Origin of the sequence: Scytonema sp. PRP1 (assembly GCF_036697665.2) — a bacterium.
In the GTDB taxonomy this organism is placed as follows: Bacteria; Cyanobacteriota; Cyanobacteriia; order Cyanobacteriales; family Nostocaceae; genus Kalymmatonema; species Kalymmatonema gypsitolerans.
The window spans coordinates 164,869-180,878 of the sequence record NZ_JBAHYJ020000113.1; the positions used below are offsets into that span (position 1 = coordinate 164,869).

Genomic DNA, 16,010 nt, shown 5'->3' on the forward strand with positions numbered 1-16,010 from the left:
TGGAGACATCATATGCAGTCATCAAAAAGACAAATGCAACACTTCTATACAGAAGATTTTTTCAAGGAACTTCAAGAAGACTCACGACAGTCTGCGGAAGAAATTGTTCCTGTACTTCTGGAAATGATTCCTTGTAATAAATTAATTGATGTTGGGTGTGGTGATGGAACATGGTTGAAGGTTTTTCAAAAACATGGTGTTAAAGAAATATTAGGTATTGATGGCAGCTATGTGAATGAAAAAAATTTAGTGATCCCGAAAGATAATTTTATACCTTTTGATTTAACAAAGCCACTAAAAATAGATAAGCAATTTGATATAGTCATGTCTTTAGAGGTAGCTGAACATTTACCTGCTGAATGTGCAGAATCATTTGTTGACTCTTTAACAAGTCTTGGTTCAGTGATTTTGTTTTCTGCAGCCATACCTGAGCAGACTGGCGAAAATCATATCAACGAGCAGTGGCAAGAGTACTGGGCAGAAAAATTTCAAAAAAGAGGTTACATAGCAATTGACTATGTCAGACAAAAAATATGGAGCAATAAAAAAGTAGCTTTTTGGTATAGCCAGAATATTTTGATTTTTATCCAACAACAGCACTTTGAAAACAATCCAGTGATGAAGAGTAAATTTGAAGATTATGTAGTCACAGATCCTTCCTCACTTTCCATGGTACATCCTATGTTATACCTAATGAAATTAGGAAAAATTGATTGGCTTGAAAAAAAGAATCTGAAAAAAACGTCGCCGCTACATAAAATAAGTATCATATCTAAAATACTTCGCGCTTTTTGAGAGACGAATTAAAGAGGGTCGAAATCTTTATTTAGTTTTAAAATCCAATGTTTCAACGTCAACGTTTCGCCTAAAATTGTCAAAAAATATCAAACTTTAAACCCTAGCTACAGCAATCCTAAATAGTTTACGAACAAACCTAACTTATCTCTTGACGTTCTTAGCATATTGGCAGTTTATATAATGTTCAAAACCTATTTAGCATTACTGTATGTATCTTTCACCTTATGATTTCAATCATTATTCCCACATTCAACCGTGCCAGTTCATTAGAGTTAGCCATCAAATCCTTTTGTTTACAAAACTTCTCACAGGAGCAGTTTGAAATTCTCATAATTGATAATGGCTCAACTGAGAATACTAAAAATGTGACAGAAGCTGCTGTAGCTGAATTCCCTTCCAATCAAATCCGTTACTTTTATGAACCAGAACCAGGTTTGCTATCAGGTCGCCATCGAGGAGTATTAGAGGCAAAAGGTGAGATTTTAACGTTTGTAGATGATGATATTGAAGCAGATGTCAACTGGTTGGGAGCAATTAAAGAGTCATTTGATGACCCCATAGTTCAACTCCTGGGTGGTCGTAATCTACCAAAGTATGAAGTTGAACCTCCTAAGTGGCTAGAGTGGTTTTGGTTAACTCATGTATACGGTACATATTGCGCCTATCTAAGCCTACTAGATTTTGGGAATCAAGTGCGTGAAATTGATGCAAATTATGTTTGGGGTTTGAACTTTTCAATCCGCAAAAGTGCTTTGATTGAATTAGGAGGATTTCATCCTGACTGTATTGCCAAACATTTACAGCATTTCCAAGGAGATGGAGAAACAGGGTTGACTCAGAAAGCCAATCAACACGGATACAAGGCAGTTTATCAACCCAGTGCTTTAGTTTTTCATATGGTTTCTAAGGAGAGAATGACATATGAATATTTTGAGCAACGTTGCTTCTATCAAGGAGTTTGTGATTCTTATTCAGATATTAGACGAGCCAAAGGTAAATTTAAGCAAGTAAATTTGGTGGACAGGCTTAAATTCCCCTTAAAATTCCTTAAGAAAATAAGGTTAAAGTCAACCAGTAGGGAAACTGAAAGGGATGCATTGAATGAGCGCTTTCGTCGAGCTTGGCAAAACGGATACCAATTTCATCAAAATGCTGTGCGTCAAACTCCAGAACTTCTACATTGGGTTCTAAGAAAAGACTACTGGGATTATAAATTGCCTACATTTTAGATGACTCATGATTGAAGAAATTAGATACCATAATCAGTTGCTTGCCCTAATTGTTTCTCATAAATTTGATAAACTTGGAATTCACTTTTTCACACCCAACGACCTCTCCCAACAGCTGGCATATATGCGTCATCCCATGGGCAAAGTCATTCAACCCCACGTCCACAACTTTGTACTGCGTGAAGTGCAATACACCCAAGAAGTACTGTTTATCAAAAAGGGCAAATTGCAAGTCGATTTTTACAATGAGCAGCAGGAATACTTAGAAAGTCACGTTTTAGAAGCTGGAGACGTAATTCTTCTTGTTACGGGTGGTCATGGCTTTGAAGTACTTGAAGAAGTCGAGATGATTGAGGTGAAACAAGGTCCTTATGTTGGAGAGCAGGACAAAACTCGATTTATCGGCATTAGTAGGGAACAAGCCAAAATTGTTAAGTAACGAACAATGAACTTTATTCCAGTCAACGAGCCACTATTGGATGGTAATGAGAAGAAGTATCTGAATGAGTGCATTGACACCGGCTGGATTTCTTCTGAAGGATCTTTTGTTAAGCAATTTGAGGAGCAATTTGCTGCCCGTGTTGGACGCAAGCACGGTGTTGCCGTCAGCAATGGTTCTGTTGCTCTTGATGCCGCAGTTGCAGCCTTAAAAATAAGTCAGAGAGATGAAGTTATTCTGCCCACGTTCACAATAATCTCCTGTGCTGCTGCCATTGTCCGTGCTGGTGCTGTACCCGTGGTAGTAGATTGCGATCCTTGCACCTGGAATATGGATGTCACCCAAATTGAGGCGAAAATCACACCCAGGACAAAAGCAATTATGGTTGTCCACATTTATGGGCTACCCGTAGACATGGATCTGGTAGTAGCTTTGGCTGACAAGTATGGGTTGGACATCATTGAAGATGCTGCCGAAATGCACGGTCAAACTTATAAAGGTCGTCCCTGTGGTACTTTCGGCGCTATCAGTACCTTTAGTTTCTACCCAAATAAACACGTCACGACTGGTGAGGGGGGGATGCTACTGACAGATGATGACCACTTGGCTGAGCGCTGTCGTGCTTTACGCAACTTGTGCTTTCAACCCCAAAAACGCTTTGTCCATCACGAACTGGGCTGGAATTTTCGGATGACCAACTTGCAAGCTGCTGTTGGTGTCGCGCAGTTGGAACGAGTTGACGAATTTGTAGCTCGCAAGCGTCATATGGGGCAACGCTATACAGAACTACTGTCCGACATTCCCGGCTTGCAGTTGCCAGTCCCGCGAACAGACTACGCTGAGAACATTTATTGGGTGTATGGCGTTGTGCTGAAGGATGAAGTTCCCTTTGATGCAGAGGAAGCTATGCTGCGTCTGAAAAAACACCAGATTGCTACGCGTCCCTTTTTCTGGGGAATGCATGAACAGCCTGTATTCAAAAAAATGGGCTTGTTTGATGGAGAGTTTTGCCCTGTGGCAGAGAGAATCACTCGTCGGGGTTTCTATATTCCTAGTGGAATCGCATTGACAGACGAGCAAATTGATCAAGTAGCTCATGCTCTGTATGAGCTAATGCTATGAGAATGCCACTCAAGCACAGCATTTGTGATCAAGTTAAGGACGTTATGAAATGGATGATGTAAAAATTACTTTCTTTATGATTGTGACTGATCGCGACATAGTGATTGCAGATTATGCAGTAAGAAGCTATGCCAAGATCAAGGATGTTCCGTTTAAACTATACGTGTATTCTAACTGGATAAGTTCTGCTTTGAAAGAAAAATACTTTTCAAAATGGCGGAAATTCAAGTTTGTAGAAATTTTAGAAAATGAATGGCAAACCGATGACCGCAAGCCTACTGACTCTAGGTTGGAAGGACAGTTTGAATTAGGTGCAACCATTTGGGATCGAGAACTTAAAAAAATTCAAACGCCTTATCATGCAACTGTAGATGCAGACTTTGAAATTATAGATGCAAAATTTATCTCAGTTATGTTAGCGAAACTTGGTACCAATCCAAACTTGGTAGCAATGTCAACTGACTATAATCCAACTATGTCAGAATGCTATGATTCTTATTCTGATGAGATAATCTGTCTTAATGAACGTTGGCATACTTGGTTTTGTATTTACAAACGTGAGGCACTTGAGTGTCAAGTATCTCATGCCTACTATGAAGAAATAGTCTCTGATCCAGTTCGACGTAATGCGTGGGACGACGCAGGTTATTTTCAAAAGGCTCTGAAGGATGTTTATGGGTTTGATTTAGCAGTTATAGATCGTCAGTATCAACCCTGTTTTATCCACTATGGTGCATTCAGTAAAAATGTAGATATTGATGAAAATAATGTTGCACTTTACCGTCATTTACAGATTATGCGTAAGAGGGGGGTATTTGGAAATGGGGATATTTTTACTAAAAAAATCGCCACCTTATTGAACAATATTACCTTTGATAAAGTGAATAGCAATAGATTGAAATATGTGGACGGCTGGTGCAAAGCAATATAAAGAATAAAAGCTTAGCTCAGATTGCCCAATACCCTCTTAAGCTCTGTATCGTTTTACAATAAGAGTCAGAAATGAATGTTTTTGGCAACTACGCCCGCTATTACGATTTGCTCTACCGCGATAAAAACTATGTGGGAGAAGCACAATTTATTCATCGATTAATTCAAACCTATGCACCGGATGCAGAGAATATCCTGGAACTAGGTTCCGGTACAGGAAACCACGCAGTTCTCCTAGCAAAGGAGGGATACCAAATTCACGGGGTGGATTTTAGCCAGGAAATGTTGCTTAAAGCAAGCGATCGCCTTTCCCAATTCCCCACACAACTAGCATCAAGATTAGAGTTTTCCCAAGGGGATATCCGGACTGTTCGGCTGGACAAGCAATATGACGCTGTCATCTCACTTTTTCACGTGATTAGCTATCAAACTACCAATGAGGATTTACTAGCTACATTTGCCACAGTCAAAGCTCATCTCAAGCCTGGTGGTGTATTCATTTTCGACTGTTGGTATGGACCTGCGGTTTTGAGCGATCGCCCCACGGTTCGTATCAAGCGCTTGGAGGATGATGAAATTAGCGTTACTAGGATTGCTGAGCCAGTTATCCACCCGAATGACAATCTAGTAGATGTTAATTATCAAGTCTTTATCAAAGATAAAAACACTGGTGCAGTTGAGGAGCTTCAAGAAACTCATAGAATGCGTTATCTGTTTAAGCCGGAAATAGACTTACTCTTGGCACAAAACCAGTGCAAGTCTACTATATGTCGTGAGTGGATGAGCGATCGCAATCCAGGATTTGATACCTGGGGTATTTACTTTATGGTGAAAGGCTAAATGAGAGTAGGTATACTTTTAAGCCATCATCTAGCTGAAATTGGTGGTGGTTATACATTTGAAGCTGAAGTGTTCCAATCTCTAGTCAAGGTTGGAGCTGCGAGTGGTCACACCTTTATCTTGTTTAGTTGGCAAAAAGAACCTCCCCCACAGCTACGATCACTTCGGCATATTGAATTTATATCTCTTTATAGAAGCTTTCAAGAGAAACTACACTCTATCCTTTCCAGGACTGCCGAGGCTATTATTAACAAGCTACAACACCCCACAAGCCAGTTTAAGATCCAATCAGGGAATGAAAAACTTATCACGAAGCTTATTCAAAACAGCAATATCGAGGCTGTATGGTCTTTGGGACCACATTGTCTAACGATGGAGGTTCCATACATTACTACTGTTTGGGATTTACAACATCGGCTTCAACCCTATTTTCCAGAGGTAAGTTCAAAAGGACAATGGAACTTACGAGAAAAGTCATATTCAACCTTATTGCAGCGATCTGCTTTTATTTTGGTCGGAACATATGCAGGTAGAGCTGAAGTTGAGCGATTTTACCAAATACCACCTGAGCGAATTAAAGTTATACCTTTTCCTACACCGCAGTTTACCTTAAATGCTTCCGACTGCTCTAAGCAAGTCATTTTTGAGAAATATAATATTCCTGATAAATATTTATTCTACCCTGCTCAATTCTGGGCACATAAGAACCATGCCAATCTACTACTGGCTGTTAAATGGTTAAGAGACAAGTATAATCTTACCTTTCCGGTTGTATTCTCTGGCTCTAACAAGGGAACTCAGCAATATATTAAGGAGTTGACAGCCGAACTGGAGCTATCCAAACAAGTGTACTTTGTGGGATTTGTGCCTCAAGAAGATTTAATATCTCTGTATCGTAATGCATTTGCACTTACCTTTGTTACATTCTTTGGTCCAGATAATCTACCACCTCTAGAAGCTTTTGCCCTTGGCTGTCCTGTGATTGCTTCCAAAGTTACAGGTGCTGAAGAACAACTGGGAGATGCTGCTTTACTAATAGATCCTAAAGATCCTGAACACATTGCTTCAGCCATTAAGTTGCTCTGGGATGATATACCTGTGCGCCAAAAACTGATAGAACGTGGTTTTGAACGAGCAATGAAATGGACTGGGCAGGATTATGTGAAACGGGTATTTTCAGTACTTGATGAATTAGAGTCTATTCGTCGATGCTGGAGTAGCCCTGTACCAGATATGAAGCTTGGCGGGTGCCAATAGTGGCAAGGATGTTTAACAAAGGATTTTTGTAGTGGGATTGAGATGTTATTAGAAGATGAGAGATTGCGCGATTCGCATGAACCAAGACTTTCGAGCGATGCTCCTAAAGAGCCGCCCCAAGGGGGCGATCGTGCTTACTGAATACTCACTTAAACTTCAGGTTCAGCCATACAAAAAACTCTACCGTCAGGTTTTGCAGAAATCTAGATGGCTTCAAGATTGATGCTTATTTGAGGAAGACTATAAGATTTGGAACCAATTATCATGGAGCAAAAAAGTTGCGGTGGAAAACGCCTACTCGGAAAGCAACCATCTTTTGATGAACGTTTTCCAAGTATTTCCGTTATTACAGTCACTTATAATCGACTTTGTGGCTTATATGAAACATTTTCTAGTGTTATATCTCAGACATATACAAACATAGAATACATTATCATTGATGGAGGTTCGCAGGATGGTAGTGTTAATTTCCTCCAGCATAAAGATGAAATGATATCTTATTGGGTTAGTGAAAAGGATGCTGGAATTTATGATGCCATGAACAAAGGAGCATTGGCGGCTACCGGGGATTGGATCATTTTTATGAATTCTGGCGATCAATTTTTTTCACAATCTACACTGGCTCAAGTAGCAACTCACCTTGATACTTCAGGCGATGTTGCCTATGGGGGATTTGCGTCGATTGTAGTTGATAGATATCAAACACGCATTTTTCAGAGGCTTCCTCAAAAACTGTCAGATATTTGGCACCATATACCTACTTGTCATCAAAGTATTTTTGTTAAAAGAAAATTACAAACCCAGTTTCCATTTGATACATCATTTACTTGGTGTGCAGATCATGATTTTATCGTCAAATTATACGTACGTGGTTGTAGTTTCAAAGAAATCCCTATCATGGTTTCAAAATTTGATGCTTCAGGTGGGGATAGCAGAGACATCCTAACTTATACAAAAGAACGCTGGCGTATTAGTACACACCTTGCACATCCTTTAAAAAGAAATCTATATTTTTTGCAAGAATACTGGCGATTTTTTATTTGGAAAAATATTACCTGCAAAATACGTAATTTTCTACCTAAAGAATGGGTGATAGCTTTGCGAAGATGGCGTGGTACTTGTTAAACTCGTATTTTCAAGCTAACTATTGACTTAATTTTCATAAAAAACTGATTCCTGATTTCTGACTATTGCTATTAAGTTATGAGCAATGAAAAAATTATAGGAGCATACTTTCTGGCAAACGACACAGTTTATGACTGGGCTATAGCTTTTCTAGAAAGCTTTCGTGAATTTAATCCGTCTTTATGTTTATATTTAATTCCTTTTGACAACAATTATCTGAAAATTAAATCTCTAGAAAACAATTTTTATTTTGAGATTTTTGAAGACTCTCTTTTCAAGAGGCTAGAGATAATTGGTTCACAACTTGAAATTGGCCGTACAGCAACAAGTCCATACTGGTTTAGGCGTTTTGTTAGCTTTTGGGGACCTCTAGACCGATTCATTTATCTTGATAGTAGAATCGTAGTCTTAAATAACCTTGAACCTTTGATTACTGCTCTTGATACTCTCAATTGTGATTTTTTTCATTTTGAAGGCGGTCTCGATCAGGTCTATAACGCTGGTTATTTAAGAGAAAAATTGGTAATTGAGAACAAGGTACAAGGTTTCAATTCTGGGAAATGGATATCTAAGAAAAATTTATTTAGTATTGAAGATTTGGAAAAAATAGGTTTTTTTCTCAAAAAAAATCGCTTTCAATTAAATCCACGTAATACGGATCAATTCTTTCTAAATTATCTTATTCACACTAGTGATATCAAATATGCTTCTATTCATGATTTAATGCCTCACCTAAGTCGTTTGACGTGGCCTCCGATGCCAGGAGATATTTATCGTGAAAATAAAATTTACAAGACTTGGTCCTATGGTATGCCCGAACACAAAAAAGAAATGGTTTTCATTCATTGGGCAGGAATTAAGAAAAGCCCTATAATGCCTCGTCGTACTATTTTTTTAAAGTATCGTTTAAAATCTGAATCTTTCATTATTAAGGGAAAAATAGCGCTACAAGATTTGCTGCTTAAACCCATTTTATGGTTTTATACAAAAATCAAACGTAATAAATTAATAAATAAGCGTTATCATAGCCTTTCCCAGTTTGTTTTAAAAATTCAAAAATGAAATTCTTTCAATAGTCTGAATTTTAGTGTTCAGGACTATAAGCTTACATAGTTGAATCTGTAGACGAGGAAATGCAAGATAAAAGTTGAATAAATTCGTGTATTGAGAGTTTGACTGATAGTGAATATTGTTTCTTTTATTCATCCCATTCGTACCTACCTCCCCTGCACAGGAATAGGGCGACATATGAACCACATTTTGCTTGGACTTGCACAAAGAAGGGAAGTGGAGTTACAGTTGCTATTTTCACAACAATGGCTCGGAAGCGACGGTAAGCTTGACCCACGATGTCTACTACGCAAACTACCCATGCATACTTTTCCCATGCAAGAAAACGCTATTGAGCGTACGTGGAAACTCTTTGGTTATCCGCGCATGGATAAATATTTACCTTATGAAACAAACTGGCTCTACGCTCCTATGGAAACCTACATTCCGGCGTCAAAATGCCCGGTAGCTGTTACGATTCACGACATTCAAGCATTTGAACCAGACTTACCTTGGTCACACACGTGGCAACATCGATGGTTTCGCTACAAGTGGGAGCGCTGGGTTCGCCGTGCTTTGTCTGAATGTCGAGTTGTTTTTACTGTGTCGGAATTTTCCAAGCAGCGAATGGTAGACCTGTTGGACGCTGATCCACAAAAAATTGTGGTTATCGGAAATGGTGTTGAACAATCGTTTTTTGATATTGCTTCAGTCAATCCTGCTGAATTGGAACGCCCTGTTGAAGCGCCATACACTCTCGTCATTGGTGGTTTGCGTCAAAAAAAAGGAGGGGATTTTGTTTTAGCCGTTGCAGAGGTTCTCCGTCAGCATCAAAGCAGCTTACATATTGTAGTGGCTGGTAACTCTGAAGCTCCTTATACCGAGGTAGCTCAAACTCACTCGAACGTCACCCTGCTTGGCATGGTTTCAGATAAAGACTTACCCCGCCTGCTGCGTGGCGCATCATCCCTGTTGTTTCTGTCTCCTTACGAAGGATTCGGTATGCCTGCGCTGGAAGCAATGGCTGCTGGCATCCCGGCTGTTGTTTCTAATAAAGGCTCTCTACCGGAAGTGGTCGGGGATGCAGGTATTGTAGTTGACCCAGAAGCAACTGATGTCATTGTGGATATTCTTATTAACTTAGATAACAATTCTCGTCTTCGCGAAGACTATGGTCAGAAAGGGCATAAGTATGCAACTCAGTATACCTGGTCGCAATGTGTAGAGCGATTAATGAATGCATTTAAACAGTTTGCATAACTTATTACATTATTTCATCAAAAATAAAAACGTAGTATGTTCTCGAAAGCAAAGACACAATATACCCAATTTGGTTGTGGACTTTGTGCACCCAACCAATGGCTGAACTTTGATTCTAGCCCTGCGCTTCCTTTACAAAAACTACCTATTGTTGGCAAGCTAATACCATCAGGTCCCTATGGGCGATTTCCCCAAAATGTTAGGTATGGAAATGTTGTTCAAGGACTGCCAATTCCAGAAGGAAGTGTTGAATTATTGTATTGTTCACACGTACTTGAACACCTCACTTTAAACGAGCTTCGCCAAGCTCTCAAAAATTGCTATCAATATTTACAACCTAATGGAATATTTCGCTTTGTTTTGCCCGACCTTGAATTTATGGCTCAACATTACATTAATTCAAAATCTTCTGAGGCTGCATTAGAATTCATGCGAATAACTTGGTTGGGTAAAGAAAATCGCCAGCGTAACTTGCTTGGTTTTTTAAAAGAATGGGTCAGCGGAGGCCAACACCTTTGGATGTGGGATTACAAATCACTATTGCTTGAGCTAAAAAATGTTGACTTTAGAGATATCCGTCGAGCATACATAGGAGACTCTGGTATTTCTGCATTTTCTGAAGTAGAAGATCCAAAACGGTGGCATAACGAACTTGGGATTGAATGCCGCAAGTAGGTATGAGTACAAAAGTTGTTTTTTGCTGGTCTAATATCTCTGGTTACATGGCTGCTTGCTGGCGAGCCTTGCATCTCTTACCAGATATTGATGTGTTTGTTATTGCCTTTCAAGCTCGCACTCAGACGGCATTTTCTGACCAACTGATGCAGGGTATTCCCTGTCGGCTCTTAAATCTTCAAGAAAGACAGGAGGCTAACCTAGTTAAGTCATTGGTGTTGGCAGAATCTCCAGATGTGGTCATTCTCAGTGGCTGGTTTCACCAACCCTATCGTCATTTGGCTTTTGCATCTGAACTCTCTCATACAGCCTTGATTATGGGGATGGATACGCCTTGGTGGGGTACGTGGAAACAACACCTAACCCGATGGATACTGCATTCATTTTTGCAACGCATGGATCGCGTTGTTGTCAGCGGGGAACGCAGTTGGCAATATGCAAGCCATCTGGGCATTTCACCTGCAAAAATTGTGCGTGGGCTATACGGTATTGATTACAATGCTTGGTTCTCCCTATGGGAACAACGGTTACACACCTCTTGGCCGCGTTCTTTTCTGTTTGTCGGTCGATATGTCTCGGCAAAGGCTATTGATTTGTTAGCAGAAGCTTACCAACTCTATCGCTCGCAGGTATCAGATCCTTGGAAATTAGTTTGTTGTGGTCAAGGGCCTTTATCATCACAACTCCAAGGACAGCCGGGAATTGACAATTGCGGCTTTTTACAACCAACAGAAATGCAAAAAATTTGGCAGGCTGCTGGGGCATTTCTCCTGCCAAGCCGATTTGATCCTTGGCCCTTAGCATTGGTTGAGGCTGCTGCTGCTGGTTTACCAATTGTTTGTACAGATGCTTGTGGCTCGGCTGTTGAGGTTATTCGTCCTGGGTACAATGGCTTAATGATCCCTAAAGATAACCTTGAAGCTTTAGCAAAAGCATTGCTGATTTTACATCAACGCTACGGAGATTTATCTACTTGGGGAAAGCGATCGCAACAATTGGCTGCTCCTTATGCTGCAGATATCTGGGCAAGCCGTTGGAGGGAACTGATCCACGACCTAATACTAGACAAAACCAGCCAAGTGAAACACAAGCAATAGTGCTGTTGGACATAGCTGTACGGAAAAATAACTCATGGGTTCAAGTTTTGTTAGCCAACTTTTGAATGTCATCGCCAGCCGTTATGGCTTGGTGAGCATGATGATTGGTCTGCTGGTGGTGTATCGAGCCAGACGCTCACGTCGTTTAGCTTGGTTGTTATTTACACTATGCTGTTTTGCAGCTTCTATTGCAAAGTTTCAAGATGAGTTTGTTAAGCAGCCTCCCCCTTTGGTCTTTCCCTTGGAGCAACTACGCAATGCAGGGCGACCTTTAGCAATTATCCTGCTATGTTGCCTTCTCCTGCTAGGATTTATAACACAGAACGGTTGGCGTCGCTTATTGACCCCACAGCCGCTCAAATACCTGATTTTGGTTCAGATTGTCATTTTTTTCAAGACGCTAGTTTATGGAGATATTGGGTTTGCCTTCCTAGCTGTTTTCACCTTTGGGGCAGTAGTGCTGATGCTAAGAATAGGACCTTCCCGTTGGCTACAGGATGAACAAAATTTCGATCTAGCTGTATGGTCAATCGCTATGGTTGGTGTCATTTTTGTTACTGTAAATGCCTACCAAGCGCTGTTCGATTTGCATGCAATTACGTTTGTACATGGATGGTTTTTGGGAACGACAGGTAACCCTCATCACGCTGCGGTTCTGTTAGCAGCTACTATTCCCTGCTTCATGTTCTTGATTGAAAGCCGCAACGAAGGGAGTTGGGTAAAAGCTTGCTGGATGGTTGGTCTCATCCTCGTGATGATTGCTTTATTCCTAACTGGGTCCCGCACCGGCATAATAATGGGGGTAGTGTCAATCTTGTTTTTCTACCGCCAAAGAACAGGTGCTTTACTACGTTTGGGTATTTTTGTTGGTGTTGTGTTGGCTGTTATTTTGCCGTTTTTGAGTCAAGACGGATCAGGTTGGGGAATTCCTTACACCGCAGCGACTGACAAATTCCTTTCAGGCACTAATACCCGTGAAGGTGTCTGGTTAGCTTTATGGGATCAGTTTATCAACTACCCACTTTTTGGTGTTCCCTTGGAGGGGGGGCGTTTAGGTTATGGTGAAAGTTCCTGGTTAGCTGCTGGTGCAAATCTTGGATTATTAGGATTTCTACCATTAGTCATGTTTGGATTAGAGTGTTTGAAGATGATACTTCAGCTAAACAAGCTTACTCACAGAAAACCTATTTACTTTCTGCAGAGTACTACAGTCATTGCTGGTCTGGGGTCTCTTCTTGTAGGAAGCTTTTCAGAAGCATTTTTACTAGGAAATCTCACCTTTTCTCTACTTGCCGTCCTAATGTACCTTTCACTAGGAAAGTATTTGATTGAAGCAGATAGTAAAGAGAACGTCTACTTATACTGGCAAACACTACAAAATCAAGCTGTCTAAGCGCTCATCCAAATTTTGCACAGTATTTATCCCAATTGGTCAATCTATTATAAAATCAACACCTTGGATTGCAATTGCATTGAAGAAACGTAGGTTGAATATTCCTGAATTTCCTAATTGGAGCTAAATTGTGAAAGTTCTTCATGTGATTCCCTCTATTGCTCCAGTCCGAGGCGGTCCAAGCCTTGCCGTGATAGGAATGGTCAAGGCACTGCGAGATAACGGCATTGAGGCTGAAATTGCTACTACAAATGATGATGGGCTCAATCTGCTGGATGTACCTCTCGGACAACGTATCGAGTATCAACAGGTTCCAGTTTGGTTCTTCCCCCGTTTCTCCCCAAACCTTCATGCTCTACGCGAGTTTGCTTTCTCTTGGCAGTTAACCACTTGGTTGTGGCAAGTGATTCATCAGTATGACGTGTTACATATTGATGCCATCTTTTCCTATCCTTCCACAGCAGCAATGGCGATCGCCCGTCACAAACAACTTCCTTACATTGTTCGTCCCTTAGGACAGCTATGTTGGTGGTCTCTCCAGCAAAGCGCTTTCAAAAAGCAAATTTATCTCCAACTTATAGAAAAAGCCAATCTCAATCACGCTCAAGCACTTCATCTCACCTCAGAACAAGAACAGCAAGAAGTTTCCCGGTTAAGTCTAGACACCCCAAGCTTTATCTTGCCCCACGGTCTGTTTATCCCTCCCACAATTCCTGATGCTCGTCAGCGTCTGCGGCAATACCTCAATGTTCCAGCAGATGAACCCATTATCTTGTTTTTATCTCGCCTGCATCCTAAAAAAGGTTTGGATTACCTAATTCCAGCGCTAGGAAAGCTTACCAATTATCGCTTCACCTTTGTTATAGCAGGTAGTGGCTCGCCAGAATACGAAAGTGAAGTAGAGTCCTTTCTAGTCTCTCATGGCATTCGTGATCGTACCCAGTTTACGGGATTTGTCACAGGAGAAGTTAAGGATATATTGATGCAGGGAGCAGATTTATTTGCTCTGACTTCCTATTCAGAAAACTTTGGCGTGGCGGTTCTAGAAGCCCTCGCTGTCGGTCTTCCTGTTGTTATCACTCCTGGCGTTGCTCTTACTGATTTCGTAAAGGAGCAACGCCTCGGGTATGTTGCAGATCTCGATGTAGCTGCAATTGCATTTTTCCTCAAGCAAGCTTTAGAACATCTTCAAGAAACAAAGAGTATGGGCGATCGCGCCCGTCAGCTGGTTTCTGAACGTTATACCTGGGACAAGGTAGCTAGCAACCTAATTGACATCTACACCAAAATTACCAACAAGAACCAGTCCTTTATGTGCAATAAGAAAAATTTAATTTATGACAACAGAGATAACATCAAAACGACCTGAGTATAAGTATCGATACCAAAATACTACTCTGACACATACTTATTCATATTTAACAGATCCATTACTATCAATGCTGGCTGAAAAAGCTAAATCTGGAGCTAGAGTTTTAGATTTGGGATGCGGTAATGGAAGCTTTAGTCATGTATTGCTCAACAAGGCTATGAAGTTATTGGCGTGGAGGAGTCAGCCTCAGGCATTGCAATTGCTAGTCAAAACTTTCCAGATTGCCACTTCATTCAGGCTAGCATCTACGATTCACCCAAAGCTGAACTTTTAAACGCTTTTGATATCGTCATTTCAGTTGAGGTTATTAAACATTTATTCTATCCTAGGGAATTAGTAAGATTAGCTCGAAAATGTTTAAAACCAGGAGGTCATTTAATTATGACCACGCCGTATCATGGCTATTTAAAAAATCTCATTCTTGCCCTTTCAGGAAAAATGGATAATCACTTTTCAGTTCTATGGGATGGAGGACATATCAAATTCTTCTCAGTTAAAAGTTTGAGTGAACTTTTAGAAACAGAGGGTTATACAAACATTCAGTTCAAATTTGCTGGTAGATTGCCATACCTTTGGAAATCTACGTTGTGCTGTGCGTCTATTGCTGAAAAGTGACCCATAACCATATCATTTCTATTCCAATGTTAGAAAACATTACACCACTATTACTTACATACAATGAAGCACCTAACATCGCTCGCACTCTCCAACGCCTGACTTGGGCAAAGAGGATTGTTGTCATTGATAGCTACAGTACTGATAACACTCTAGAAATTCTAAATTCCTATCCACAAGTCCACGTCATTCAGCGAAAATTCGATACCCACGCTACACAGTGGAATTATGGTTTAGAGCAAGTCTCATCTGAGTGGGTTCTTTCCTTAGATGCAGACTACATCCTTACAGAAGAATTAATTAGTGAGATAAAAGCCATACCTTTAGACACCTCCATTAATGGCTACTTTGTACCGTTCAAATATTGTGTCTTTGGCAAACCACTGCGTGGCACTTTACTACCACCCCGTCAGGTACTTTTTAGAAAAGCTAAAGCCACTTATATAAATGATGGACATACTCAACTGCTACACGTTAAAGGTCAGTCTAGTCATGTTTCCGCCTATATCTATCATGATGATCGTAAACCCTTAAATCGCTGGCTTTGGGCACAAGACCGCTACATGATGATTGAAGTCAAGAAGCTTACGCACATTTGTGATAGTGAACTTAGCTTGGGCGATCGCATTCGCAAGCAAAAAATATTAGCTCCCTTCATCATCCTGTTTTACTGCCTGATCCTCAAAGGTGGTATTCTGGATGGTTGGCATGGCTGGTATTACGCATTTGAGCGTGTCTTGGCAGAAATTCTTTTGTCTATTCGCTTAATTGAATATGAAAAACTACAGCAGCAAGATATCTAGAATTT

Annotated in this window: 16 protein-coding genes; all 16 read left to right on the top strand. The window is 40.5% G+C overall.

Features of this window, described 5'->3' with window-relative positions; translation table 11 throughout:
• Positions 1–12: 12 nt before the first annotated feature.
• Entirely contained in the window at positions 13–795 is a 783-nt protein-coding gene (locus V5G28_RS30205) for a methyltransferase domain-containing protein (RefSeq protein ID WP_332987086.1), read from the top strand.
• A 227-nt stretch (positions 796–1,022) separates the two neighbouring features.
• Positions 1,023–2,027 (top strand): glycosyltransferase, encoded by a 1,005-nt coding sequence (locus V5G28_RS30210; protein ID WP_332987087.1) that lies wholly within the window; start codon positions 1,023–1,025, stop codon positions 2,025–2,027.
• 7 nt (positions 2,028–2,034) lie between these two features.
• Positions 2,035–2,466 (top strand): hypothetical protein, encoded by a 432-nt coding sequence (locus tag V5G28_RS30215; RefSeq protein ID WP_332987088.1) that lies wholly within the window; start codon positions 2,035–2,037, stop codon positions 2,464–2,466.
• Between the two features lie 6 nt (positions 2,467–2,472).
• Positions 2,473–3,588 carry a DegT/DnrJ/EryC1/StrS family aminotransferase gene (locus V5G28_RS30220; protein ID WP_332987089.1) on the top strand — a complete coding sequence of 372 codons (1,116 nt, stop codon included), beginning with the start codon at positions 2,473–2,475 and terminating at the stop codon, positions 3,586–3,588.
• Positions 3,589–3,637: 49 nt separating this feature from the next.
• Positions 3,638–4,519 carry a hypothetical protein gene (locus V5G28_RS30225; RefSeq protein ID WP_332987090.1) on the top strand — a complete coding sequence of 294 codons (882 nt, stop codon included), beginning with the start codon at positions 3,638–3,640 and terminating at the stop codon, positions 4,517–4,519.
• Positions 4,520–4,590: 71 nt separating this feature from the next.
• Complete coding sequence (locus tag V5G28_RS30230) at positions 4,591–5,358, top strand: class I SAM-dependent DNA methyltransferase (RefSeq protein WP_332987091.1); 768 nt, start codon at positions 4,591–4,593, stop codon at positions 5,356–5,358.
• Positions 5,359–6,615 carry a glycosyltransferase family 4 protein gene (locus tag V5G28_RS30235; protein ID WP_332987092.1) on the top strand — a complete coding sequence of 419 codons (1,257 nt, stop codon included), beginning with the start codon at positions 5,359–5,361 and terminating at the stop codon, positions 6,613–6,615. It abuts the gene before it with no gap.
• A 264-nt stretch (positions 6,616–6,879) separates the two neighbouring features.
• Entirely contained in the window at positions 6,880–7,740 is an 861-nt protein-coding gene (locus V5G28_RS30240; RefSeq protein ID WP_332987093.1) for a glycosyltransferase family 2 protein, read from the top strand.
• A 78-nt stretch (positions 7,741–7,818) separates the two neighbouring features.
• Positions 7,819–8,802, top strand: coding sequence for a hypothetical protein (locus V5G28_RS30245; protein WP_332987094.1), 984 nt, complete (start codon positions 7,819–7,821; stop codon positions 8,800–8,802).
• 120 nt (positions 8,803–8,922) lie between these two features.
• A complete protein-coding gene (locus V5G28_RS30250) occupies positions 8,923–10,050 on the top strand; it encodes a glycosyltransferase family 4 protein (protein ID WP_332987095.1) in 1,128 nt (375 codons plus the stop codon).
• 36 nt (positions 10,051–10,086) lie between these two features.
• Positions 10,087–10,725, top strand: a complete 639-nt coding sequence (locus V5G28_RS30255; RefSeq protein WP_332987096.1) for a class I SAM-dependent methyltransferase — start codon at positions 10,087–10,089, stop codon at positions 10,723–10,725.
• Positions 10,726–10,727: 2 nt separating this feature from the next.
• Positions 10,728–11,822: a glycosyltransferase family 4 protein gene (locus V5G28_RS30260; RefSeq protein WP_332987097.1), complete on the top strand. Its 1,095-nt coding sequence runs from the start codon at positions 10,728–10,730 to the stop codon at positions 11,820–11,822.
• A 34-nt stretch (positions 11,823–11,856) separates the two neighbouring features.
• Positions 11,857–13,215, top strand: a complete 1,359-nt coding sequence (locus V5G28_RS30265; protein ID WP_332987098.1) for an O-antigen ligase family protein — start codon at positions 11,857–11,859, stop codon at positions 13,213–13,215.
• A gap of 130 nt (positions 13,216–13,345) precedes the next feature.
• The gene (locus V5G28_RS30270) at positions 13,346–14,584 is read left to right on the top strand and encodes a glycosyltransferase (RefSeq protein ID WP_332987099.1); all 1,239 of its coding nucleotides are present in this window, start codon (positions 13,346–13,348) and stop codon (positions 14,582–14,584) included.
• Between the two features lie 174 nt (positions 14,585–14,758).
• Positions 14,759–15,202: a class I SAM-dependent methyltransferase gene (locus V5G28_RS30275; protein WP_332987100.1), complete on the top strand. Its 444-nt coding sequence runs from the start codon at positions 14,759–14,761 to the stop codon at positions 15,200–15,202.
• A gap of 26 nt (positions 15,203–15,228) precedes the next feature.
• A complete protein-coding gene (locus V5G28_RS30280; RefSeq protein WP_332987101.1) occupies positions 15,229–16,005 on the top strand; it encodes a glycosyltransferase family 2 protein in 777 nt (258 codons plus the stop codon).
• The last annotated feature ends 5 nt before the right edge of the window (positions 16,006–16,010 follow it).

Coding starts and splice junctions, on each gene's coding strand:
- V5G28_RS30205 (WP_332987086.1), top strand. CDS start 13: ATGCAGTCATCAAAAAGACAAATGCAACACTTCTATACAGAAGATTTT.
- V5G28_RS30210 (WP_332987087.1), top strand. CDS start 1,023: ATGATTTCAATCATTATTCCCACATTCAACCGTGCCAGTTCATTAGAG.
- V5G28_RS30215 (WP_332987088.1), top strand. CDS start 2,035: ATGATTGAAGAAATTAGATACCATAATCAGTTGCTTGCCCTAATTGTT.
- V5G28_RS30220 (WP_332987089.1), top strand. CDS start 2,473: ATGAACTTTATTCCAGTCAACGAGCCACTATTGGATGGTAATGAGAAG.
- V5G28_RS30225 (WP_332987090.1), top strand. CDS start 3,638: ATGGATGATGTAAAAATTACTTTCTTTATGATTGTGACTGATCGCGAC.
- V5G28_RS30230 (WP_332987091.1), top strand. CDS start 4,591: ATGAATGTTTTTGGCAACTACGCCCGCTATTACGATTTGCTCTACCGC.
- V5G28_RS30235 (WP_332987092.1), top strand. CDS start 5,359: ATGAGAGTAGGTATACTTTTAAGCCATCATCTAGCTGAAATTGGTGGT.
- V5G28_RS30240 (WP_332987093.1), top strand. CDS start 6,880: ATGGAGCAAAAAAGTTGCGGTGGAAAACGCCTACTCGGAAAGCAACCA.
- V5G28_RS30245 (WP_332987094.1), top strand. CDS start 7,819: ATGAGCAATGAAAAAATTATAGGAGCATACTTTCTGGCAAACGACACA.
- V5G28_RS30255 (WP_332987096.1), top strand. CDS start 10,087: ATGTTCTCGAAAGCAAAGACACAATATACCCAATTTGGTTGTGGACTT.
- V5G28_RS30260 (WP_332987097.1), top strand. CDS start 10,728: ATGAGTACAAAAGTTGTTTTTTGCTGGTCTAATATCTCTGGTTACATG.
- V5G28_RS30265 (WP_332987098.1), top strand. CDS start 11,857: ATGGGTTCAAGTTTTGTTAGCCAACTTTTGAATGTCATCGCCAGCCGT.
- V5G28_RS30280 (WP_332987101.1), top strand. CDS start 15,229: ATGTTAGAAAACATTACACCACTATTACTTACATACAATGAAGCACCT.